At 69.3% G+C, this 19,409-nt stretch carries 17 protein-coding genes and 1 tRNA gene; 10 read left to right on the forward strand and 8 right to left on the reverse strand.

Annotation, left to right across the window (positions count from 1 at the left end; all coding sequences use genetic code 11):
- Positions 1 to 360 precede the first annotated feature (360 nt).
- The 3 genes from QSK20_RS06770 to QSK20_RS06780 all read right to left on the reverse strand — a co-directional run bounded on the left by QSK20_RS06770 (position 361) and on the right by QSK20_RS06780 (position 4,827).
- The gene (locus QSK20_RS06770; protein ID WP_285787707.1) at positions 361 to 1,248 is read right to left on the reverse strand and encodes a replication-relaxation family protein; all 888 of its coding nucleotides are present in this window, start codon (positions 1,246 to 1,248) and stop codon (positions 361 to 363) included.
- 1,179 nt (positions 1,249 to 2,427) lie between these two features.
- Positions 2,428 to 3,387: an FAD-dependent oxidoreductase gene (locus tag QSK20_RS06775; RefSeq protein ID WP_285787708.1), complete on the reverse strand. Its 960-nt coding sequence runs from the start codon at positions 3,385 to 3,387 to the stop codon at positions 2,428 to 2,430.
- 15 nt (positions 3,388 to 3,402) lie between these two features.
- Positions 3,403 to 4,827, reverse strand: a complete 1,425-nt coding sequence (locus tag QSK20_RS06780; RefSeq protein ID WP_285787709.1) for an NsdA family TPR-like regulatory protein — start codon at positions 4,825 to 4,827, stop codon at positions 3,403 to 3,405.
- Positions 4,828 to 5,030: 203 nt separating this feature from the next.
- On the opposite strand from QSK20_RS06780, the gene QSK20_RS06785 reads away from it, so the two are divergent.
- The 7 genes from QSK20_RS06785 (at position 5,031) to QSK20_RS06815 (ending at position 11,587) form a co-directional block, all read left to right on the forward strand.
- Entirely contained in the window at positions 5,031 to 5,945 is a 915-nt protein-coding gene (locus QSK20_RS06785) for a radical SAM protein (protein ID WP_285787710.1), read from the forward strand.
- A 16-nt stretch (positions 5,946 to 5,961) separates the two neighbouring features.
- Entirely contained in the window at positions 5,962 to 7,212 is a 1,251-nt protein-coding gene (locus tag QSK20_RS06790; protein WP_285787711.1) for a methionine adenosyltransferase, read from the forward strand.
- Entirely contained in the window at positions 7,209 to 7,868 is a 660-nt protein-coding gene (locus tag QSK20_RS06795; protein WP_285787712.1) for a class I SAM-dependent methyltransferase, read from the forward strand. Before QSK20_RS06790 ends, QSK20_RS06795 begins: the two co-directional genes overlap by 4 nt.
- On the forward strand, positions 7,865 to 8,623 hold the full coding sequence (locus QSK20_RS06800) for a phytanoyl-CoA dioxygenase family protein (protein WP_285787713.1): 759 nt from the start codon (positions 7,865 to 7,867) through the stop codon (positions 8,621 to 8,623). The genes QSK20_RS06795 and QSK20_RS06800 overlap by 4 nt, the downstream gene beginning before the upstream one ends.
- 8 nt (positions 8,624 to 8,631) lie before the next feature.
- Entirely contained in the window at positions 8,632 to 9,603 is a 972-nt protein-coding gene (locus tag QSK20_RS06805) for an NAD-dependent epimerase/dehydratase family protein (protein ID WP_352232283.1), read from the forward strand.
- On the forward strand, positions 9,600 to 10,265 hold the full coding sequence (locus tag QSK20_RS06810) for an FkbM family methyltransferase (RefSeq protein ID WP_285787715.1): 666 nt from the start codon (positions 9,600 to 9,602) through the stop codon (positions 10,263 to 10,265). The genes QSK20_RS06805 and QSK20_RS06810 overlap by 4 nt, the downstream gene beginning before the upstream one ends.
- 323 nt (positions 10,266 to 10,588) lie before the next feature.
- The gene (locus QSK20_RS06815; protein ID WP_285787716.1) at positions 10,589 to 11,587 is read left to right on the forward strand and encodes a hypothetical protein; all 999 of its coding nucleotides are present in this window, start codon (positions 10,589 to 10,591) and stop codon (positions 11,585 to 11,587) included.
- 36 nt (positions 11,588 to 11,623) lie between these two features.
- On the opposite strand, the gene argS is transcribed toward QSK20_RS06815, so the two are convergent.
- Complete coding sequence (argS, locus tag QSK20_RS06820) at positions 11,624 to 13,342, reverse strand: arginine--tRNA ligase (RefSeq protein WP_285787717.1); 1,719 nt, start codon at positions 13,340 to 13,342, stop codon at positions 11,624 to 11,626.
- A gap of 125 nt (positions 13,343 to 13,467) precedes the next feature.
- Positions 13,468 to 14,871, reverse strand: a complete 1,404-nt coding sequence (gene gltX, locus QSK20_RS06825) for a glutamate--tRNA ligase (protein WP_285787718.1) — start codon at positions 14,869 to 14,871, stop codon at positions 13,468 to 13,470.
- On the opposite strand from gltX, the gene QSK20_RS32085 reads away from it, so the two are divergent.
- Positions 14,822 to 15,367: a histidine phosphatase family protein gene (locus QSK20_RS32085; RefSeq protein ID WP_352232280.1), complete on the forward strand. Its 546-nt coding sequence runs from the start codon at positions 14,822 to 14,824 to the stop codon at positions 15,365 to 15,367. The two genes, gltX and QSK20_RS32085, sit on opposite strands and share 50 nt — an antisense overlap.
- Here the strand turns inward: QSK20_RS32085 and QSK20_RS06830 are convergent.
- Both QSK20_RS06830 and QSK20_RS06835 read right to left on the reverse strand, forming a co-directional pair.
- Complete coding sequence (locus tag QSK20_RS06830) at positions 15,333 to 15,773, reverse strand: NUDIX hydrolase (protein WP_285787719.1); 441 nt, start codon at positions 15,771 to 15,773, stop codon at positions 15,333 to 15,335. The genes QSK20_RS32085 and QSK20_RS06830 overlap by 35 nt on opposite strands.
- 264 nt (positions 15,774 to 16,037) lie before the next feature.
- Positions 16,038 to 16,113: transfer RNA gene (locus QSK20_RS06835), tRNA-Lys, on the reverse strand.
- A gap of 189 nt (positions 16,114 to 16,302) precedes the next feature.
- Between QSK20_RS06835 and QSK20_RS06840 the strand changes: the two genes are divergently transcribed.
- Positions 16,303 to 17,577: a L,D-transpeptidase gene (locus tag QSK20_RS06840; RefSeq protein ID WP_285787720.1), complete on the forward strand. Its 1,275-nt coding sequence runs from the start codon at positions 16,303 to 16,305 to the stop codon at positions 17,575 to 17,577.
- A 103-nt stretch (positions 17,578 to 17,680) separates the two neighbouring features.
- The gene (locus tag QSK20_RS06845; protein WP_285787721.1) at positions 17,681 to 18,946 is read left to right on the forward strand and encodes a L,D-transpeptidase; all 1,266 of its coding nucleotides are present in this window, start codon (positions 17,681 to 17,683) and stop codon (positions 18,944 to 18,946) included.
- Positions 18,947 to 19,020: 74 nt separating this feature from the next.
- Here the strand turns inward: QSK20_RS06845 and QSK20_RS06850 are convergent, their stop codons facing one another.
- Positions 19,021 to 19,353, reverse strand: a complete 333-nt coding sequence (locus tag QSK20_RS06850) for a hypothetical protein (protein ID WP_285787722.1) — start codon at positions 19,351 to 19,353, stop codon at positions 19,021 to 19,023.
- Positions 19,354 to 19,409 lie beyond the last annotated feature (56 nt).

The following is a 19,409-nucleotide window of genomic DNA, read 5'->3' on the forward strand; positions in this document are numbered from 1 at the left end:
GGCCCGGTTACGTCCCGGACCCGTGTCCGGGTCACGTGGTGGTGTCGTGGCGGACCACCTCCCCGGACCGGACCGCACGCACACCCGGTCCACCCACATTCCGCGCGGACCGGACGAACGGACGCGCGATCCCCACACGCCGGTCCAGGACCATGAGCGGACCGGCCCACACCAGGACTGCGGACCGGCCGCACGGCGGACGGGACGGTACCTCGGCGTCGTCGCTGTCAGGGCTGTCTGGTTCTGTCACCGGTCTGTCAGCCGCCCCTGGTGAGACGCTGACAGACCGGTGACAGGACCGCTGGAGGTCGGTCTCGTACGCGGACCGCGTGGGGACGGCGTCCGGCGATCTGTCGTCGATCACGCGGCCTCCCCCAGCGGGTCGCGATCGTCGACGACCCACGCCGCCAGGTCGGCGAGCGTCTGCCGTTCCCTGTCCCCGCCGGCCAAGGCCCACACCGCCTCAGCCGGGCACAGGCCCGCCGTGGCGGCATGGTCGCGGGCACCGGTGGCGACCGGCATCAACGGCGGCGTCTCGGCCAACACGAGGCGCAGGTTCCGTTCACGGGCCGCGGAGTGCAGCCAGAACAGCACCGGCCACACCCGCCCCACCGTGCCGAACCACTCCCGGTAGCCGACCAGCTTGCGGACCAGCACCGACAGCGGCTCACCACCGGTGTCGTACTCCAGGAAGAACGGCACCCCTACTCCCCGGACGATCCACAGGCCGTAGCCGTCCGGACGTACCCGAGGCTGATACGCGCGCACCAGAGCCGGATCCCCCGGCCTGGTGAACACCCCCAACCGCTGACACGCCGTCTCCGACAACCACTCCCCCAGCCGGGCATCCGGGTGGGTGCGGGCGTAGCCGGCGAGGTCGGTGAAGAAGCCGTTCACCCCGAGCCGATGCTCCAGCGTGCGGCTCGACGTCCAACGACGCCGCTCGACACGGGCGTGATCACGCCTCGGCGGACGCTCGTCCCGGCCGGCGGCGACGACCTCGGCGCCGAGCTGGTCGATGACGTAGTGATACGGGTAGGAGCCGCCATCGGCCCGCTGCGACCGGAACCGCGCCACCAACCGCAACCGGTACAGCGTCCGCAGCCGGCGCTGACAGAAATCGAGAGACGGGAACAGGGCGTGCGCGATCTGGAACGACGTAAACACCCCGTGGTCGTAGAGCCAGCCCAGCAGCACGCGGTCGCGGCCGGTCAGCTGGGACTGGACCCGAAGGACCGGATCATCCACCGGCTACCACCTCCTCTCCGCGCGGAATGCCAGCCCCAGGGGGAGAGACCCGAGACCAGGCAGGGTCTGTCGCAGGACAAGCCGACAGCGTCGACAGCCGGTCTGACCTGCGGTGTGAGACGGAACAGGGGGTCCGTTCCGGCGTCCGGTTGAAGACCGACCTCAACACTGACGCCAACCCGGACCCCGTAACGGGGACTGAGACGGGGATCTGTCACCGCTACCGGCACCACCCGGAGCGCAGGGACGAGATGCATGAGGAACACCGCAACTCCTTGATCGAAGAAGATGAGAAACATGGAACGTCGGGACGTCGTAGGTGTGAGCCGCAGGCACCGAAGGACCGCGAACATGTGCACTGTGGAGTTGCCAACGAACACGCCGACCGGCGCACCGGCCGACCCGAGGACGGATGAGGGCAGCAACGACCGACACGACCACCAGAAAGGCGGTCGCGGCAGCGGGGACAGCGGTAACAGGTGCGGCGAGCAGGGCGGCATAGCGCGCCGGTGGTGGGATCGTCTCAGCCTGGGACAGATACTCCGGAAGCCGTCGAGATCACGACGGTCCGGTAGGGCGTCGACTCAACCCGCCGGAGATACATCCTCCATGGCGAACCCCCTGTCACTCAGAGCCATCGATGGCCCGGCCACTCCCGAGCCTCGAACAACCGGCGACGCCCCCGAAGGAGCGTCACCACACCGATCGATCGAACCCGGCGGGCAGACCGCCACTCGGTCGTCTACGTACCAGTACGCCTCCACCGGCAGCACCATGTCAACCAGCATCACCAGCAGTCGATCATGACGTTTCCGGACCCAACCGGTCGCAGTAGCACCCGCTGACCCGCACTTGGCTCCAGTGGGACGGATTCCCGGCCGAAACAGGCAGAAGAATCTTGGCCAGCCGGTCCAGATATCTCACATTACGAGACGACGCTCTCGCTGACAGACCAGCCAAGGGCCACGTCGCCGTTTCCCAGCCGCCGGAATCGCATGCCGGGATCACCAGCGACAGCGAGGGTTGACCGCCGACGAGGTCAGCCCAGACGGCGTCCCCCTACAGCGCAAGGTTTGCTCACCGACACGCCTCCGCCAGATGGAGACCTTCGCCAACGAGTGGGCCGGCAGGCAGCCTCGGAGGACTGGCAAGCACTACAGGATCGCGAGGCGGGCTGTATCAGACGATCAGATTTGAACGTGCGATCTCAAAGGCACAGCCCCAGGAGAGAGTGAGGCCAGCCCCGCCATGGCCGTAGTTGTGGACTACCTTCACGTCACCAAGCTGCTCTTCCTCGACCCGAACGTACGGCCGGGTGGGGCGTAATCCCACCCGATGCTCGACGACCCGGGCGTTACGCAGGCGAGGCTCGACGTCGGCACAGCGGGCGACGATCGCTGCGGCCGTCTCCGGATCGGGTTCCCGGTTCCACTCACCGGGCTGGGCGGTGCCGCCGAGAACGAGGGTTTCGCCCTGAGGGTAGAAGTGCAGCAGGTCCGGTGAAAGCCCGGTGTCTTCGGAGAAGAACTCGGTGATGCCGGGGTTCTCGACCACAACGAGCTGCCCGCGGACCGGGGCCAGTTCGGGGTCGGGTACGAGGTCACGGGCACCCATCCCGGAGCAGTTGACGATCACTGGGGCCACACCAACGGCCTCACCAAGCGAGTGAATCCGGCGGATCGCGATCCCACCGCCGGCCGCCTCCAGCCGCCGGCGCAGGTAGCCGAGGTATACCGGCATGTCGACCAGCGGGGCGGTGTACCGCCACCCGGTGGCGAAGCCGTCCGGCAGTTCACTCGGCTCGCAGATCCGGAACCCGTCGAGCTGGCTGCCCCACTCGGGCGGTTCGACAGGCGTGCGGGACGCCTCGATCCCGGAGACGAGCCGCACCCCGGTCGCCGGGTCGGTGGCGAGGTGCCGCAGCACGTCCAGCGTCTGAGCGCTCCACACCCGCACCCGGTCGACGGGCTCGACAAGGTACGGACCCCACATCGCCCCGGCGGCGTACGAGGTGGTCCGCTCGGATGGCTCGGCTGCCCAGATCTTCACCCGCAGTCCGGCTTCGGCGAGGCATACTGCGGTGGTGAGACCGGATACACCGGCGCCGATGACCAGGGCGTCAAGATCGGTACGGCTCATCGGTCGACCGTAGTGTCAGGCCGGTTGGCGCGCGAGCGCGTTCTCAAGGTCGGGGAGCAGGTCGGCGACGCTCTGGTTCCGCTTCCGTCGCCGGAGTTCCTGGGCGAGCGCGCTCAGCAGGGCGGTACTGCGAGGCGATCGGACCTGCTCGAGCCGCGGCAGTGCCATTCGGGTCACCTCACAGGCGTCGTCGAGTTTGCCGTGGGCGGTGTAGCCGAGCGCGAGCCAGGCACCTTCGTAGAGGGCACGGCGTTGGTAGGGGACGTCCGGTCGGCGGGCGTAGGCCCCGGTGCGCAGGAGTGCCTCGCCTTTGCGGAGCAGGGCCCGCCCGTCGGTGCCCCTGCCGTTGGCCACCACCTGGCGGCCGGCGAGGATCATCGCGTAGCCGGCCTGGCAGTCGAGGTGGTTCGGGGTCAGGTAGTACATCCACTCCGGGTCGCGGTCGGGATGCCGCTTCGCAAGCTGGTCGCGGGACTCTGCCCAGGTTCGTTCGCACTGCTCGACGTGTCCGGCGGCGGCGTGGGCGTACGCGAGGCGGGACAGCACGGAGGCCTGGACGCTCGCGGCGGACCGGTCGGCGACCCGGCGGGCGGCGCTGCCGAGGCGCAGGCCGTTGTCGGCGTCACCGAGTGAGGCGGCCTGGAAGGACAGGTCGGCCAGGATGTGCGCTTCCATGGCCCGGTATCCGGCGTCATGGGCGGCGCGCAGGCCGGTGAAGAAGTAGCGCTGGGCGAGACCCTGTTGTCCGGCGTCGAACGCCTTCCAGCCGGCGAGTTGGGCGAGGTCGGCGAGGGCGACCAGAAGTCGGCGGGTGGTGGCGTCGGTGTGGCCGCCGTCGCGGAGTACGAGCAGGACGGCGCGGACCTGGGCGCCGACGTAGCCGAGGCCGGACGCGCCACCGCGCTCGTCGTCGAGCAGTTGCAGGCGCGGCACGCTGGCTTCGATCTGGTCGACGAGGGGGTCGTCGGGTGTCGCGGTCGGGAGCGCGGCCCCGTCCGTCGGTAGGTGTACGCCGAGGTAGATGTTCACGGCCTGGGTGAGGGCGACCCCGGAAACGGAGAGGAACGTTCTCCGGTCCACCAGTCCTCCCAACAGCCAGTCCTCGGCGACCAGCATGGTGCTCGCGAGTGTCCACGGCCCGTCCATGCCGGTGCTGGCCGCCATGACCAGCGTGCCATCCGCGCTGTCGGGCTGCCCAAGCCAGAGGTCCCCTGCGGTCACGATGCGACCGAGGCGACGGGAGATGACGTACGCGGTCAGCGCCGGAAGCGGCGGGCGGGGGATGCCGCCCGCGTCGCGCCAGTGGTAGGGCGCGGTTTCGGCGAGCGTGCCAGCCCCGAAGAGGCGGTTGATCTCCCGCGCGAGGGTGCGCGGGGTGAGGCCCGCTTCGGTCATGTGCGCGGCGAGGGTCTGGTTGGTGCGGTCGGGTGGCAATCCCATCGGCTCCTCCGCAGGGGCAACCGACAGTACCGCGACAGTACCGGATCGTGTTGACCGCTTCGGTCCACGGAATTGACGCTCTTGACGGTTCCATCCCCTGCCCGAGGGGTGCCGGTTCGCGGTCTGCTGAATGCGTCCCCGCCGGCGCACCGCCAGGAGGGCTGCGCCGGCGGGTGAATCCCCGACGGGCGAGCGGAGGACTGATGCGTACTTCGGCGATGACCCAGACCAAACCGCCATGGGACTGGGAGTTCGACTGGCACCTCACGAACCGCTGCAACTTCTTCTGCGAGTACTGCCACCCGCAGATCCGCCACGTGCTCAACCGCAAGCACCTCGACGAGCCGACCCCTGAGCTGGTGGTCCGGCGCTTCGACGAGCTGGGCAAGGTCTGCCTGGTGCACATGTCCGGTGGCGAACCGTTCATGTTCCCCGGCTTCGTCGAGCTGTGCCGGGGCCTGGCCGCCAACCACTTCATCAGCATCAACACCAACCTCGCCTCGGACGACGTGGCGGAGTTCGCCGAGCGTGTCCCGGCCGGCCGGGTGGCGAAGATCGTCGCCGCGATCCATCAGCCCGAGCGCGAGCTCCGTGGGCTGGAACTCGACGCCTACGCCCGCAACTACCTGATCCTGCGGCGCGGCGGGTTCGACGTGACCGCCCTGTACGTGCTCTACCCGCCGCTGCTCGGTCGGTTCGCCGCCGACCTGGACCGGCTGCGCGAGTTGGGTGTGGACCACGTCCGGGCCAAGGTGTTCAAGGGCGTGTACGAGGGCGTCCGCTACCCGGAGGGCTACACGGACGAGCAGAAGGCCCTGGTGTTGGCGAACTCCGGTGAGTACGTCTTCAACCGGCCCTACCTCGACGGGATGCTCTCCTTCCGGGGCCAGGCGTGCACCGCCGGTGTCACCTCGTTCAAAGTCACGGTCACCGGTGACGTACGCCGGTGCGCCTCCGTACCCACCGGCTACGGAAACCTCTACGACGGCACCTTCCAGCCCGCGGACGTGAACGAGCCGTGTCCCGCCAAGCGGGTGCTGGTCCTGTCGCAGTGCCTGTCCTACCTCGTCGATCCTCCGGTCCGCCCCGAACAGGGCGTCGACCCGGACGACCTCTGACCCGAAGGGCATCCCCATGCAGATCTCGATCCGTCACGCCTGCGTCGACCCGGACGACCAGCCGTTCGACGTCGCCGAGCGTAAGGGAGTCGGCCATCCGGACAGCCTCGCCGACCTGGTCGCCGACGCCTTCTCCCAGCGCTACTCGTCCTGGTGCCTGCGCGAGTTCGGTGCCATCCCCAACCACTGGGTCGACAAGGTGAACCTCGTCGGTGCCGCCGCCGACGTGCGCTTCGGTGGCTTCGACATCCTCAAGCCCGCCGACTGCTACCTCTTCGGGAAGATCACCGACCAGGTCGGTGCCACCCAGGTGCCGATCGAGGAGATCTTCCGAGCGGTCGTTCTCCAGATCCTCCCGGCCGCGCTCGGTGATCGCCGCATCCTCGAACACCTCCGCCTGCACATCAACAACACGCGCGGCACCGCCGTCGACCACGACCGGAGGTTCTACCGCCCGGACGCGGCACTGGACATCAACACCGTGCTCGCGACCGAATCCGTCGCCAACGACACCGTCGTCTGCGTCGGTACCAGCCGGCGCAGCCTCGCCGCCGATCTCGCGATGCGACTGGAACGCCGGCTCACCGCCGAAGCGTTCCGGCAGGCCGTGCCGGCTGCCGGGACCGACGTGAAGGTCATGGTGGTCCGGATCGGCTCGGCGCTGGAGGTCACGGCCGCCGTACCGTTCCATCCCGAGATGGTCGGCTCCTGGCCGGCGTACCGGGCCTCGCTCGCCGAGGCGCAGAGCGCCGTCTCCGCCGAACTGAAGTCGCTGCTCGATCAGGAGCCCCGAGCCCGGCACGTCACCGGCCTGTCGCTGCATCTCAACACCAAGGACGTCCCCGGTCGCGGCTACCTGGCACCGTTCGGTACCTCGCTCGGTAAGGGTGACTGTGGCGCGGTCGGGCGCGGCAACCGGTACAGCGGCGTCATCGAGCCGCTCCGCCCGGCGAGCGGTGAAGCCCCGGCCGGCAAGAACCCGGTGCACCACGCCGGCAAGATCTACACCGCGCTCGCCGCCGAGACCGCCGAGCGGGTGCTGGCCGAAACCTCGGTGTACACCGAGGTCACGATCGCCGCCCGCAACGGCGGCCAGCTCGACGCTCCCGCCCACGTCCTGGTCTCGGTGGACCGCGATGTCGACGCGCTCACCGTGGCCGAGATCGAAGAGGTGGTGCGACGCGTCGTCGCCGGTGCCCCGACCTTCGCCGCCCGGTTCATCGCCACCGAGCCGCTGGCCCGGTTCCGGGACGGGGTGCCGCTGTGACGCGCAAGGTCCTGTCCACGGTGCACCAACGACACATCGACGCCCTCCTCGACCAGCCCGCGGTCATCGACGCGGAGGGTCTACGTATCGGCTCGCAGTACGTGATGTTCTTCGCCGAAGCCGACCTGATGAGCGAGCACGTAGCCCACCTCACCGAGGGTTTCAGCCGTCCCGACGTGTTGGAGGTGGGACTCGGCCTGGGTGTGTTCGCCGCGCAGCTGTCAAAGCGTGAGATCGGCTCGTACACCGCGATCGAACCGCACCCGGCCGTGGCCCTGGCCGCTCGCACGCGGCTGGTCGAAGCCTTCGACACACCCATGCGGGTGCACGTCGACCCGTGGCAGCTCGTGGGGCTACCAACCAGGGCCTTCGACGCGATCATGTACGACACCTGGCCACCGGACGGACACGCCGACCTGGACTTCGCCGAATTCGTCGCCAACGTCGCGATTCCCTGCCTGCGCCCCGGTGGCCGGTTCAGCTTCTTCCACAGCGGCACCGCGATCAGCCCGGCCCGCCGCGCGGTCCTCGACCGGCACTTCGCGGAATGGACCGCCCACCCGCACACCATGCCGGTCGAGCAGACCCCACCGCACTGGACCAAACCCAGCCGCGACTTCCTGATCCCGATCGCCACGAAAGGTGGTGCCCGATGACTCCACCGATCGCGCCGGCGGTCACCGCGCAGCAGATCGACCGGTTCGCCTCGCACGGGTACCTCGTCCTGCCGGACCTGATTCCGCCCGCCACCATCCAGGACCTCCGCGTCGAGGCCGACGAGATTCTCGGTGGTCGACTCGCCCAAATGGTGGCCTCCAGGACACTCGACCCGCGCGTCACCTGGTGGCGCCTCGCCAGCGGCAAGCCGTACGTCTTCAAGGTCAAGCCTGTGGTCGACCTGTCCCCGACCGCCACGACGGTGGCCGACGACCACGCGCTGCGCGCAGTCGTCGCCGACCTGCTCGGTGCGCCCCCGGCGCTGATGGACAACAAGCTGATGTACAAGCAGACCGTCGACATCTCCGCAGGCTGGGCGACGCTGCCGGTGCTCGGTGAGGAGGTTCGCAAGCACACCGACGCCGCCTACTACGCGACACGCGGCTACCCACGGGTGCTCACCGTCGCCGTCTGCCTCGACCCCTGCACCGAGAAGGCCGGCGCGCTGCGGGTATGGCCCGGCAGCCACCGGCGCACCATCGGGATGATCCCGACGGACAACCAGGGGCCCGTCGTACCGGATGCCGCCGCGCCCGACACGGCTGCCGTACCACTGGTCGCCGCGGCCGGCACGGTACTGGTCTGGGACGCCGCCCTGGTCCACGCCAGCGGACCCAACACCTCCGGCCACCCACGCCGGCTGCTCGTGCTCGGGTACAGCCCCGCTCGGCCGGAACGCGGGGCACCGCGATGAATATCCTCATGCTCGGTGGCACCCGGTTCGTGGGCCGGCACATCGTGGAGGAATGCCTCCGGCGCGGAGACGACGTCACCGTGCTCTACCGGGGCCGGTCACCGTCACCCTTCGCCGGGATCAGCCGCCACGTCCTCACCGACCGGCGCGCACCAACCGTCGAAGCAGCCGCCGTCCTCGCCGAACCCTGGGACGCGGTCATCGACACCAGCGCCCGCGACGTCGACGACCTGCGCTCGGTCCTGCCCCTGTTCGGTGGCGTCGGCCGGTACCTGTTCGTCTCCAGTTGCGGGGTCTACCGCAGGACACTCGGCCGGCACGGCCTGACCGAGCGGGCACCCACCATCGCGGCTGACGTCTCCCACCCGGTACGTGCCTCCGCCACCCGCAAGCTCCGCTGCGAGCGGTACCTCCGGCGTCGTCTCGACCGGACCGACGTACCGCTGCTCATCGCCCGCCTCGGCCTGGTCATCGGCCGGTACGACGACAGCGAACGCCTCGCCTATTGGCTCGAACGCGCCCTGCGCGGCGGCGACGTTCTCGTCCCGATGGACGACCGCCAGGCCATCCAACTCATCGACGCCGTCGATGTCGCCCGGTTCCTGCGCGACGCCATCGACCAGCGGCGTACCGGCGTCGTCAACGTCGCCGGTGCCCGGACCACCGCCCGAACCCTGGTGGACACGGTCCTGACCAGCGCCGGCCGGGCCGTTGCCCCATGTCGCGTCGGCGAGGAGTTCGCCCTCGCCCATCGCCTCCAACCGTGGACCGAGATTCCGCTGTGGTTGCCCGCCAGCAGCCCCGAACTGGCTCTCATGTCGGTCAGCAACAGTCGCGCCATCGACGCCGGCCTCACCCTCCGCCCCCTTGCCGACAGCATCACCGACGCCCTCGGTTGGCAGGCGCTGCGGCGCAGTTGGTCACAGCGGTGGCTCGATCATGCCCGTGAGCAGGACCTGATCAAGCGGTGGAGGGGATGACGGCGATGCTGCCCTACACCCAACCCGCGCCGTACCACTCCCAGTGGGGCGAGGACCGCTGGCTCGCTGAGAACTACCACCTCCCGGCGCACGGAGTGTTCGTCGACGTCGGCGCTGGCGACGGCGTACGCGGCAGCAACAGCCTCTACTTCGAGAACCGGGGCTGGCGCGGACTCTGCGTGGACGCCGACCCCCGCAACCACCAACGCCTCCGGGACCGCTGCTGCGCCGTGGACACCTGCGCCGTGTCCGCCACCCCCGGACTCTGGCCGTTCGGCATGTACGCCCACAAGCCCTCGTGGTCCGGCCTGCAGCGACGCGGCACCGACTACCAGGAGATCCTCGTCGCCTGCCGACCCCTGGAAGACCTCCTCGGGCAGTGCGACCTGCTCAGCATCGACGTCGAAGGCACCGAACTCGACGTCTGGGACTCCTTCGACCACACCCGGCACCGGCCGACCATCGTCATCGTCGAGTTCGACGACGAGCACCCCGACCGGCACCGCCACACGATCCACCGCCACCTCGGCCCGGACACCTACGAACTCGTCCACGAGACACCAGCGAACCTGATCCTGCACCGGACAGACCGACCCTGGCGGCGACGCCGACGAACAACCCCGGCCTGTCGATCACCCAACTGCTACCCGACGGCAAACTGATCGTCCTCTGCGGACGCGCCGACGACGCGTCAGCCTGGCAGGACCTGCTCGGCCCGGCCCGGTGCCTCGCCATCGCCCTGGACGACGCACCCTCCGAGGTCCGACCCCGGACACTGCGCGGCGCGTCCGACCACCTCGCGTGGCAACACCACGCGATCGGCGGGCTCGACAGCTCCGGCTGGCTCGCCGAACCGGCGGACGCCTTCGACCCCGACCACACCGCCACACTCGTGCTGCCCGACCCGCTCGATCCGCCGAGGGCCGGGACCCGGCGACGGTTCGGCGTCAGGCAGCCCGCGTGGCGGCTGTTCGAGGACAAGACCGTGGTCGACACGCTGTGGGACGCCGCCGGGGTGCCACGCGCACCGTCGATCGTCGGTGACGGCACCGCTGACCTCGCCCTGCTGGGTGCCTTCGTGGACCAGGGCACCGGAGTCGTCTGCTCCTGCCAGCCCAGGGGCGCCGGTCCGTCCGCCGGCGGTGACGGCATCTGGTGGTGGCGCGACGGCCCACCACCGACGACCATCCCCACCGCCGGATCCGGAACCTGGCGGGTCCGGCTGATGCCGCTCCTCGAAGGGATCCCGGTACGCCTGCACGGGTTGGCGCTCACCACCAGGATCATCCCGTTCCCGCCCATGGAACTCGTGACGCTTCCCCGCCCTGAGCAGGGGACGTTCCTCTGTGCTGGTGCCGTTCCCCTGCTCGACGGTGCCGCCGATCTCGTCACCCACACCGAGCGGATCGGGGCTGGGCTACGCGAACGCCTCGGCTACCGCGGCGGCTTCTCCGTCGACGGCATCCTCACCCCCAGCGGGTTCCAGCCCACCGACTTCAACGCTCGGCTCACGTCGGCCATGGAAGCGGCACCATCCGACTGTCGGGTCCTGCTGCACGCGGTCAACCTGCTCGCCCGGGAAGGAAACGAGCCCGACGCCAGCGCAGTCGAGCAACTCGCGGAGGAGGTCTTCTCCATTGGCACCAGCTGCACGATCTTCGGTGCGGCAACGCACGCCGACGAAAGGGCCTCCCGGACGGCGTCGGTCCGCTGGGATGGTGACCGACTGGTCCCCGCCCCCAACTGCGCGGCAGACGGAAGGCTCGTCATCACCCCGTCGCCGCGCGGCTGGCTGCTCACCGCGACCCTTGCCACCGCCCGACTCCCGGGCGGTGGCCGGGTCGGCCCCCAGGCACCCGAGATCTTCCGGGTCAGCGACGAGGTCCTCGGCACCAACTTCGGCCACCTCGTACCGCCGTTCGACACCCGGCCCAGCACCTGTCCGCCGGATGGACGGCTCAGCCCCGAGCCAGCGGACAGGTAGCCGGGCCGTGCACGGGAGTGGTCGAGAGACGATTCGCTACATGCGGTCCGGGGTGGCGATGCCGAGTAGGTACAGGCCTTGGTGCAGGACCCGGGCGGTGAGGTCGCACAGGGCCAGCCGGCTGTCGCGTACCTCGCCGGCGGCGCGCAGGACCGGGCAGTGCTCGTAGAAGCCGCTGAAGGTGGCGGCGAGGGTGTGCAGGTATCCGGCGAGCCGGTGGAACTCCAGGGTGTGCTCGACGCCGGTGACGACGGTGCCGAAGTTGACCAGTTCGAGGGCGAGGGCGTGCTCTGCCGGGTGACCGATCGAGATCGGTCCTGCGGTGAACTGCTCGATGCCGGCGCGGCGGAAGATGGACCGGATCCGGGCGTGGGCGTACTGGAGGTACGGGGCGGTGTTGCCGTCGAGGGAGAGCATCCGCTGCCAGTCGAAGACGTAGTCCTTGATCCGGTCGGTGGACAGGTCGGCGTACTTGATGGCACCGATGCCGACCGCGCGGGCGACGTCGGCGACGGCCGCCTCGGGGAGGTCGGGGTTCTTTTGCCGGGCCAGTTCGGCGGCCCTGGTCACGGCCTCGTCGAGCAGCCCGACGAGCTTGATCGAGGCACCGGCCCGGCTGCGCAGCATCTTGCCGTCCGAGCCGAGGATCGAGCCGAAGCCGATGTGCTCGGCCCGCGCGGGCGGACTCAGCCAACCGGCCTGCCGGGCGACCGCGTACACCATCTCGAAGTGTTGACGTTGCGGCAGCCCCACCACGTAGAGCAGCCGGGTGGCGCCGAGGTCCCGGGTCCGGTGCCGGATCGCCGCGAGGTCGGTGGCACCGTAGCCGTACCCGCCGTCGCGCTTGCGCACGATGATCGGCAACGGCTGCCCGTCGCGCCCGGTGAACCCCTCCGAAAAGACGCAGGCGGCGTCACCGCTGTCCCGCAGCAACCCGAGCCGGTCCAGTTCGTCGGTCACCGGGGCGAGCATGTCGTTGTAGTAGCTCTCACCGTGGAAGTCCTTCTCGGTGAGCAGGACGCCGAGCTGGTCGTAGACGGTGAGGAAGTACTTCTCCGACTCGGCGACCAGCAGCCGCCACAACCGCAGGGTCAGCTCGTCGCCGCCCTGTAGGGCGACCACCCGCCGCCGGGCCCGCTCCTTGAGCGTGTCGTCGGCGTCGAACTTCGCCCTGGCGGCCTTGTAGAACGTGTCCAGGTCGCCGACGGACAGCTCGTGGGCGGCCTCCGCCTCGCCCAGGTCGAGCAGGTGCTCGATGAGCATCCCGAAGGGTGTGCCCCAGTCGCCCAGGTGGTTGGCCTTGATCACCCGGTGCCCGAGCCACTCCAGCAGCCGTACGGCGGCGTCGCCGATGACGGTGGACCGGAGGTGCCCGACGTGCATCTCCTTGGCCACGTTCGGCGCCGAGTAGTCGACGACCACCGTCTCGGAAGCGGCGCTCACCGCGACGCCGAGGCGGGCGTCGGCGGCCATCCTCGACAGTAGGGTGCCAAGAGCCGGGTCGGCGACCGTCAGGTTGATGAAACCCGGACCGGACACCTCCACAGCCGCACAGAGGTCCGCCAGCTCCGTCCGGCCGAGGACCTCGGTGGCGATGTCGCGGGGCGGGCGGCCGAGCCGACGTGCCAGGGACAGGGCGGCGTCAGACTGGTAGTCGGCGTGCTGCGACCGCCGTACGACCGGGTCGACGGGCTCGCCGGCCACGGCCGAGAACGCCTGCGCCAGCCGGCCGGCCAACAGCTTTTCAAGATTCATGAAGTGCGCCAATCTCGCTCCGATCCGCCTCGCTGCGCGAGGCGGATCTGCCGGGGGAATGCTCGGGGAGCGGATCAATCGACGACCATGTTGACCGGCGGATCGATCCGCCGGTCGCGAAGAGGTCAGCTCAGGCGGTCGAGTGCGGCTCGCAGACGAGCCACGGTTCGCTCACGTCCGAGGATCTCGATCGACTCGAACAGCGGCAGCCCGACGGTACGGCCGGTCACCGCGACCCGTACCGGAGCCTGGGCCTTGCCAAGCTTGAGCCCGCGCTCCGCGCCGATCGCCTCCAGCGTCGACTTGAGCACCTCGGTCCGCCACTCGCACGTCTCGTACGCCTCGATTACTGCGGCCAGCAGCGCCGGGGCCTCGGCCTTCATGGCCTTCGCCCACGCCGCCTCATCGGTGACCGGCTCGTCGAGGAACAGAAAGTCGACCATCGGCACGATCTCGGAGAGCACCGCGATCCGGGTCTGCGCCAGTTCGGCGACCGCAGCGAACGCGTCGGCGTCGTACGCCTCCGGCCGCCACGGCGCGGCCTCCGCACTCAACCAGGGCTGACACGCCTCGATGAACGCCTCCACCGACAGCGCCCGGATGTAGTCACCGTTGAAGGCCCGCAGCTTCTTCACGTCGAAGAACGCCGGAGAGGGGTTGACGTCCTCCAGGCGGAACTCCGCCACGATGTCGTCCCAGGGCAGGATCTCGCGGTCACCGGACGGTGCCCACCCGAGCAGCATCAGGTAGTTCCGCATCGCCCCGGCGAGGTACCCCTCGGCGCGGAAGTCCTCCAAGGCCACCCGGTCCCGACGCTTGGACAGCTTCTGCCGCTTCTCGTTGACCAGGATCGGCGCGTGCACCCACACCGGGGGCTCAGCGCCCAGCGCCTCCCACAGCAGTTGCTGCTTGGGTGCGTTCGGCAGGTGCTCCTCAGCCCGGATCACGTGGGTGATGCCCATGACCATGTCGTCGACGACATTCGCAAGCAGGAACACCGGCGACCCGTCGCCACGGGCGATCACGAAGTCCTCGATTAACTTGTTGTCGAAGGTCGGCTTTCCGCGTACCAGGTCGACGATCACCGTCGAGCCATCGTCCGGCGTACGGAAGCGCAGCGCACGACCTTCGCCGGCGCTCTGAGCACGGTCCCGACAGAAACCGTCGTAGCCCTTGTGCTCGCTGCCCGTACGCGCAATGACCTGGTCCCGGGTGCAGTCGCAGTAGTAGGCGCCACCGGCGGCGAGAAGCCGGTCGATGGCCTCGCGGTGCTGCGGGGCATAGTCGGACTGGAACAGGGGACCCTCGTACTCGCTCGGGCCGATACCGAGCCACTCCATCGCGTCGAGGATGCCCTGCACCCACTCCGGGCGGTTCCGCGCCGCGTCCGTGTCCTCGATCCGCAGCACCATCGTTCCGCCCGACTGTCGGGCCAGCACCCAGTTGAACAGGACAGACCGAGCATTGCCCACGTGGAACATGCCTGTCGGGGAGGGTGCGAAACGGACGCGAAGATCGGAGCTGGTCACGGATAGCAGGCTACCGAACAACCGATGGTCAGCCTCACCGATATCCGGGCCGGAGCTTCCGAGGCGAGACGGGGCGCCCCCGATCTGCGCAGACCTGCTGTCAACGGGGTGTTGGAAGCGACAGCCGCGTCTCTACGCGAAATGGCGCGCACCCGACTGCTTACTCGACCTGAGCCCCGACGAGTACCCGAGCGAGTACCAAGCGTGGCGCAGCGAACGCCTTCGTGATCCGGATTCGGCTCTCCATGGTGGGGAGAGCCCGACCGCGCTACGACAACGCGCGATGGAAGCCGTATCGCGCGCCCACGAGGCCGCCCAGCAGGGCGTAGCCCTCATCGTGTCGCACCGCGTCTTCATCGGCGCCGTAGCCGCAAACCTGAACGGTGCCCGCAGCCCGCAAGACACTTTCCAGGCAGTCCGGGACTTCGGACTCGGACCGGCGATGGTCTGGCCAGCCTGCCCTACACGGAGAGCAGGGCCTCCTCGTTGGAGATGATGAACTCCTTCAGCGCATCCGGCTTGAGATCCACCGCAGGCAGCTTGTCGATCGTCACCCGGTCGAGGTGGTAGCCGCCACGCGACGGATCAACGAACTCCTCCCCGGTCCGGGCGTCCTCGTTCAGCTCACGTAGCCGACAGGCGAAGAAGTGCTGGACGGAAACGCCCTCACCAACGGGGGCGGTGAACAGGAACACCTGGGCGAACCGGTCCGCCTCGGCACCGAGTTCTTCGTGCAACTCGCGGCGAAGCGCCGCCTTGAGGGAGACATCCGTCGACTCCAGGCCACCACCCGGCGTTGTCCAGTACGGCGCTTGGCCGGGCTTGATCCGCTTGATCAGCACGAGGCGGTCGTCCTCATCCAGGAGAACGGCCCGCACCGACCTACGTACGATCTGACGCACGACTTGCCCCTATCCGCGCCCCGGAACCACTGACAGTAGGTACCTGTCGCATCTTTGTAGGCACCACGAGGTACCTGATCCAAGCCGCACCCTCCGACGCGGCGCGCCAGGCAGTCGATCCATCCCTCTACGGCCGCGCCACCCGTCCACCGGCAGCCGCAACAGTCCAACCGCTCCCGAGCACCCACCGAGCACCGGACCCCCGACGGGGAAACAAAAAAGGCTCCGACCCAGGGTGAAACCCCAGGTCAGAGCCATTATTGCTGGTGCGCCGCCAGGGACTCGAACCCCGAACCCGCGGATTAAGAGTCCGCTGCTCTGCCAGTTGAGCTAGCGGCGCTCGTTGGCAACGGGGAGAACCTTAGCACGCACCCTGAGCCGCGTTCCAATCCGATCCCCTCCTCACCTCTTTGGACGAGATTAACGGTCCAAAGGCGGACAAAAGCCCCAGAGTTCCGGTCACCGGGGGTCGGCGGCGGGCGCCGATGCGGCACGATGTCCGCCAGGCACGCAAGAAACTGAGGTGGGGATGGGCAGGTTCGCGCGGGCCGGGGCGATGGTGTGCGCTCTGGCTGTGACAGCGTCGGTGGCACTGACGGGCTGCGGCCCCGACCCGCAGAAGCCGGCGTTCGTGGGCGGCGGTCCCTCGGGGGCACCCGAGACGGGCGTGGCGGCACCGGTGGGTGACCGGGCGAGCGGGGCACCGGCCCCGAACGGGGGAACCGTTCCGGTCGCTCCGGCCGACGGGGCGACGAACCGGCCGGTGAGCACGGAGATCGCCGCCGGAACCCCGGACGTGAAGATCACCGAGGTCAAGCTCACTGCGGCCGACGGCAAGCCGGTCGCGGGCACGGCGCGTACCGACGGCTCGTCGTGGGTGCCGGCCGCCCCGCTGAAGTACGGCACCCGCTACACCGCCACGATCACCGGCACCAGCGCCGCCGGTCAGGTGACCGGCACCAGCACCTTCACCACGATGAAGAAGCCGAAGTCGCTGATCGGCTCGGGGCTCTACCTCTTCGACGACAAGACCTACGGCGTGGCGATGCCGGTGGTCACCGAGTTCTCGCCGGGCATCCCGAAGAAGGACCGGGCGGCCGTGCAGAAGCGGATGTTCGTCCAGACCGACCCGCCGCAGCCGGGTGCGTGGCACTGGGTGTCCAACGGCACCCAGGCCTACTACCGGGGCGCCGAGTACTGGACGCCGGGCACGAAGCTCACCGTCCGGATCGCCCTGGAGGGCATCCCGCTGAGCAACGGGAAGTACGGCAACGTCGACCGCCGGGCCAGCGCGAAGATCGGCCGGGCCTTCGAGATGAAGGTCGAGAACGCCACCAAGCAGATGACGGTGTCCGAGAACGGCCAGGTGGTCAAGACCCTGCCGGTGAGCCTGGGCAAGAAGTCGACCCCCTCTTCCAGCGGCACGATGGTCGTCATGGAGAAGAAGGAGGCCACGGTCTTCGACACCCGCGACGATCCCGATCCGGCCAACCGCTACGTCACCGACATCGACTTCGCCCAGCGCCTCACCTGGGGCGGCGAGTACATCCACGCGGCCCCGTGGTCCGTCCAGCACCAGGGGCGACGCAACGTCTCGCATGGCTGCGTGAACGTCTCCATGGACAACGCGCGCTGGCTGTTCCAGAAGACCCTGGTCGGCGACCCGATCACCATCACCGGCACGGAGCGTCAGCTCGCAGCCGGTAACGGCTGGACGGCATGGAGCCTGAGCTGGGCGGAGTTCGTCAAGGGCAGCGCGCTGCCGGTGCCGGACGGTGGTGAGGGTGCCACGCTGGCGCTCTGATCGACCTGGGTCGCGTGTTTTCCTTCACGCTCCGAAACGGGTACGAGGTTCCCTGCGTCTGTAGAGGGACGATGGTTTCCGGGACCACGACTGTGAGGACATCATGCGAGCTGACCAGAACCAGCTGATCCGGAGCGGGGGCGCCCGGCGCGGCCGGCGACGCGGCGGGTTCGCGGCCGCGGTGCTCGCCGTCGCGCTCACGCTGACCTCGGGCTGCACCGGTGGTGGCGACGACGGGCCGGCGGCCCCACCGGGCGCCAGCGAGAAGGCGCCCGAGGCGACTGTGGCGATCACCACTCCGCAGGCCGACGCGAAGGACGTGCCGGCCTCCACCGGGATCACCTTCACCGCCGAGAAGGCGCAGGAGACGACCGTCGAGCTGAAGGACCCGGCCGGCGCGGTGGTCGAGGGTACGCTCGCCGCCGACGGGAAGAGCTGGCTGCCGGCGGGCGCGCTGGAGTACGGCGCGACGTACACCGCCACCGTGACGGCGACCGGCTCGGACGGGAAGGCCGCGACCGCGACGCACTCCTTCACCACCATGGCCAAGCCGGCCAACCAGGTGCGGGTGACCAGCTTCCTCGGTGACGGTCAGGTGGTCGGCGTCGGCATGCCGTTGATCGTCAAGTTCGGTCGGGCGATCCCGGAGGACTACCGCGACGACGTGCAGAGCCGGATGACCGTCCGCTCGGACCCGCCGCAGGAGGGCATCTGGCACTGGGTGAGCCCGACCGAGATCCGCTACCGGCCGAAGGAGTTCTGGCAGGCGGGCAGCACGGTGCAGTACCGGGTGCAGGCCGGCGGCCTGCCGATGGGCGCCGGCTGGTACGGACGGGCCGACCTGACCGTGGACGTCAAGGTCGGCGCGGCGACGGTGATGACCGTCGACAACAAGACCAAGCGGATGACGGTCACCCGGGACGGCAAGGTGATCAAGACCATTCCGGTCAGCCTCGGCAAGAAGAGCACCCCGTCGTCCAGCGGGACGATGGTGGTCATCGAGAAGCTGAAGGAGACGGTCTTCGACACCTTCGACGAGCTGGGGCCGGAGGAGGGTTACCGCACCGACATCGACTTCGCGCAGCGGCTCACCTGGGGCGGGGAGTTCATCCACGCCGCGCCTTGGTCGGAGGGGCAGCAGGGCCGGGTCAACGTCTCGCACGGCTGCGTGAACGTCTCGATGGCCGACGGCGCGTGGCTGTTCGACCAGACCCGGATCGGTGACCCGGTCACGGTCAAGGGCACCGAGCGCAAGCTCCAGAACGGCAACGGCTGGACGGACTGGAACATGAGCTGGGACGAGTACGTCAAGGGCAGTGCCCTGCCGTACGAGCCGGGGGCGACCTCCTCACCGGAGGCGACGCCGTGACCGGACGCTGACGGTCAGCGTGTGACGGCCGGGGTGGCCCGCAGTGGAGGCGGGACGCCCCGGCCGTCCGGCGTTCACGACCGGTTGAACCACTGTCGCGACTGCGGGAGCAGCAGGAGTACGAGCAGGACGAGACCGGTGACGAAGGACAGCCACTCGCCACTGAAGACGCTCAGCAGAGCCAGCGCGCCGCCGATGATGGCGAGGATCCAGGCGATCTTGTTGCCCTTCCAGAGCCCGAAGGCGATGGCGAGGTAGATCACCGCCGCGATGAGGGCGACGACGACGCCGCCCGCGCCGCCGACGCCGTCGTACATGCGCAGGACGCCCTGGAGGCCGGCGAGCAGGAACACCACGGCGGCCAGGATCACGGTTATCGGTGCCTGGCGAGGCGTAACAGTAGTCATGCTACGTACGTTACCGAAAGTCGCCGCGTATCGCCCTCGGTGATATCCACCAACTT

The organism is Micromonospora sp. NBRC 101691, assembly GCF_030269285.1.
Classification (GTDB): domain Bacteria; phylum Actinomycetota; class Actinomycetes; order Mycobacteriales; family Micromonosporaceae; genus Micromonospora; species Micromonospora echinospora.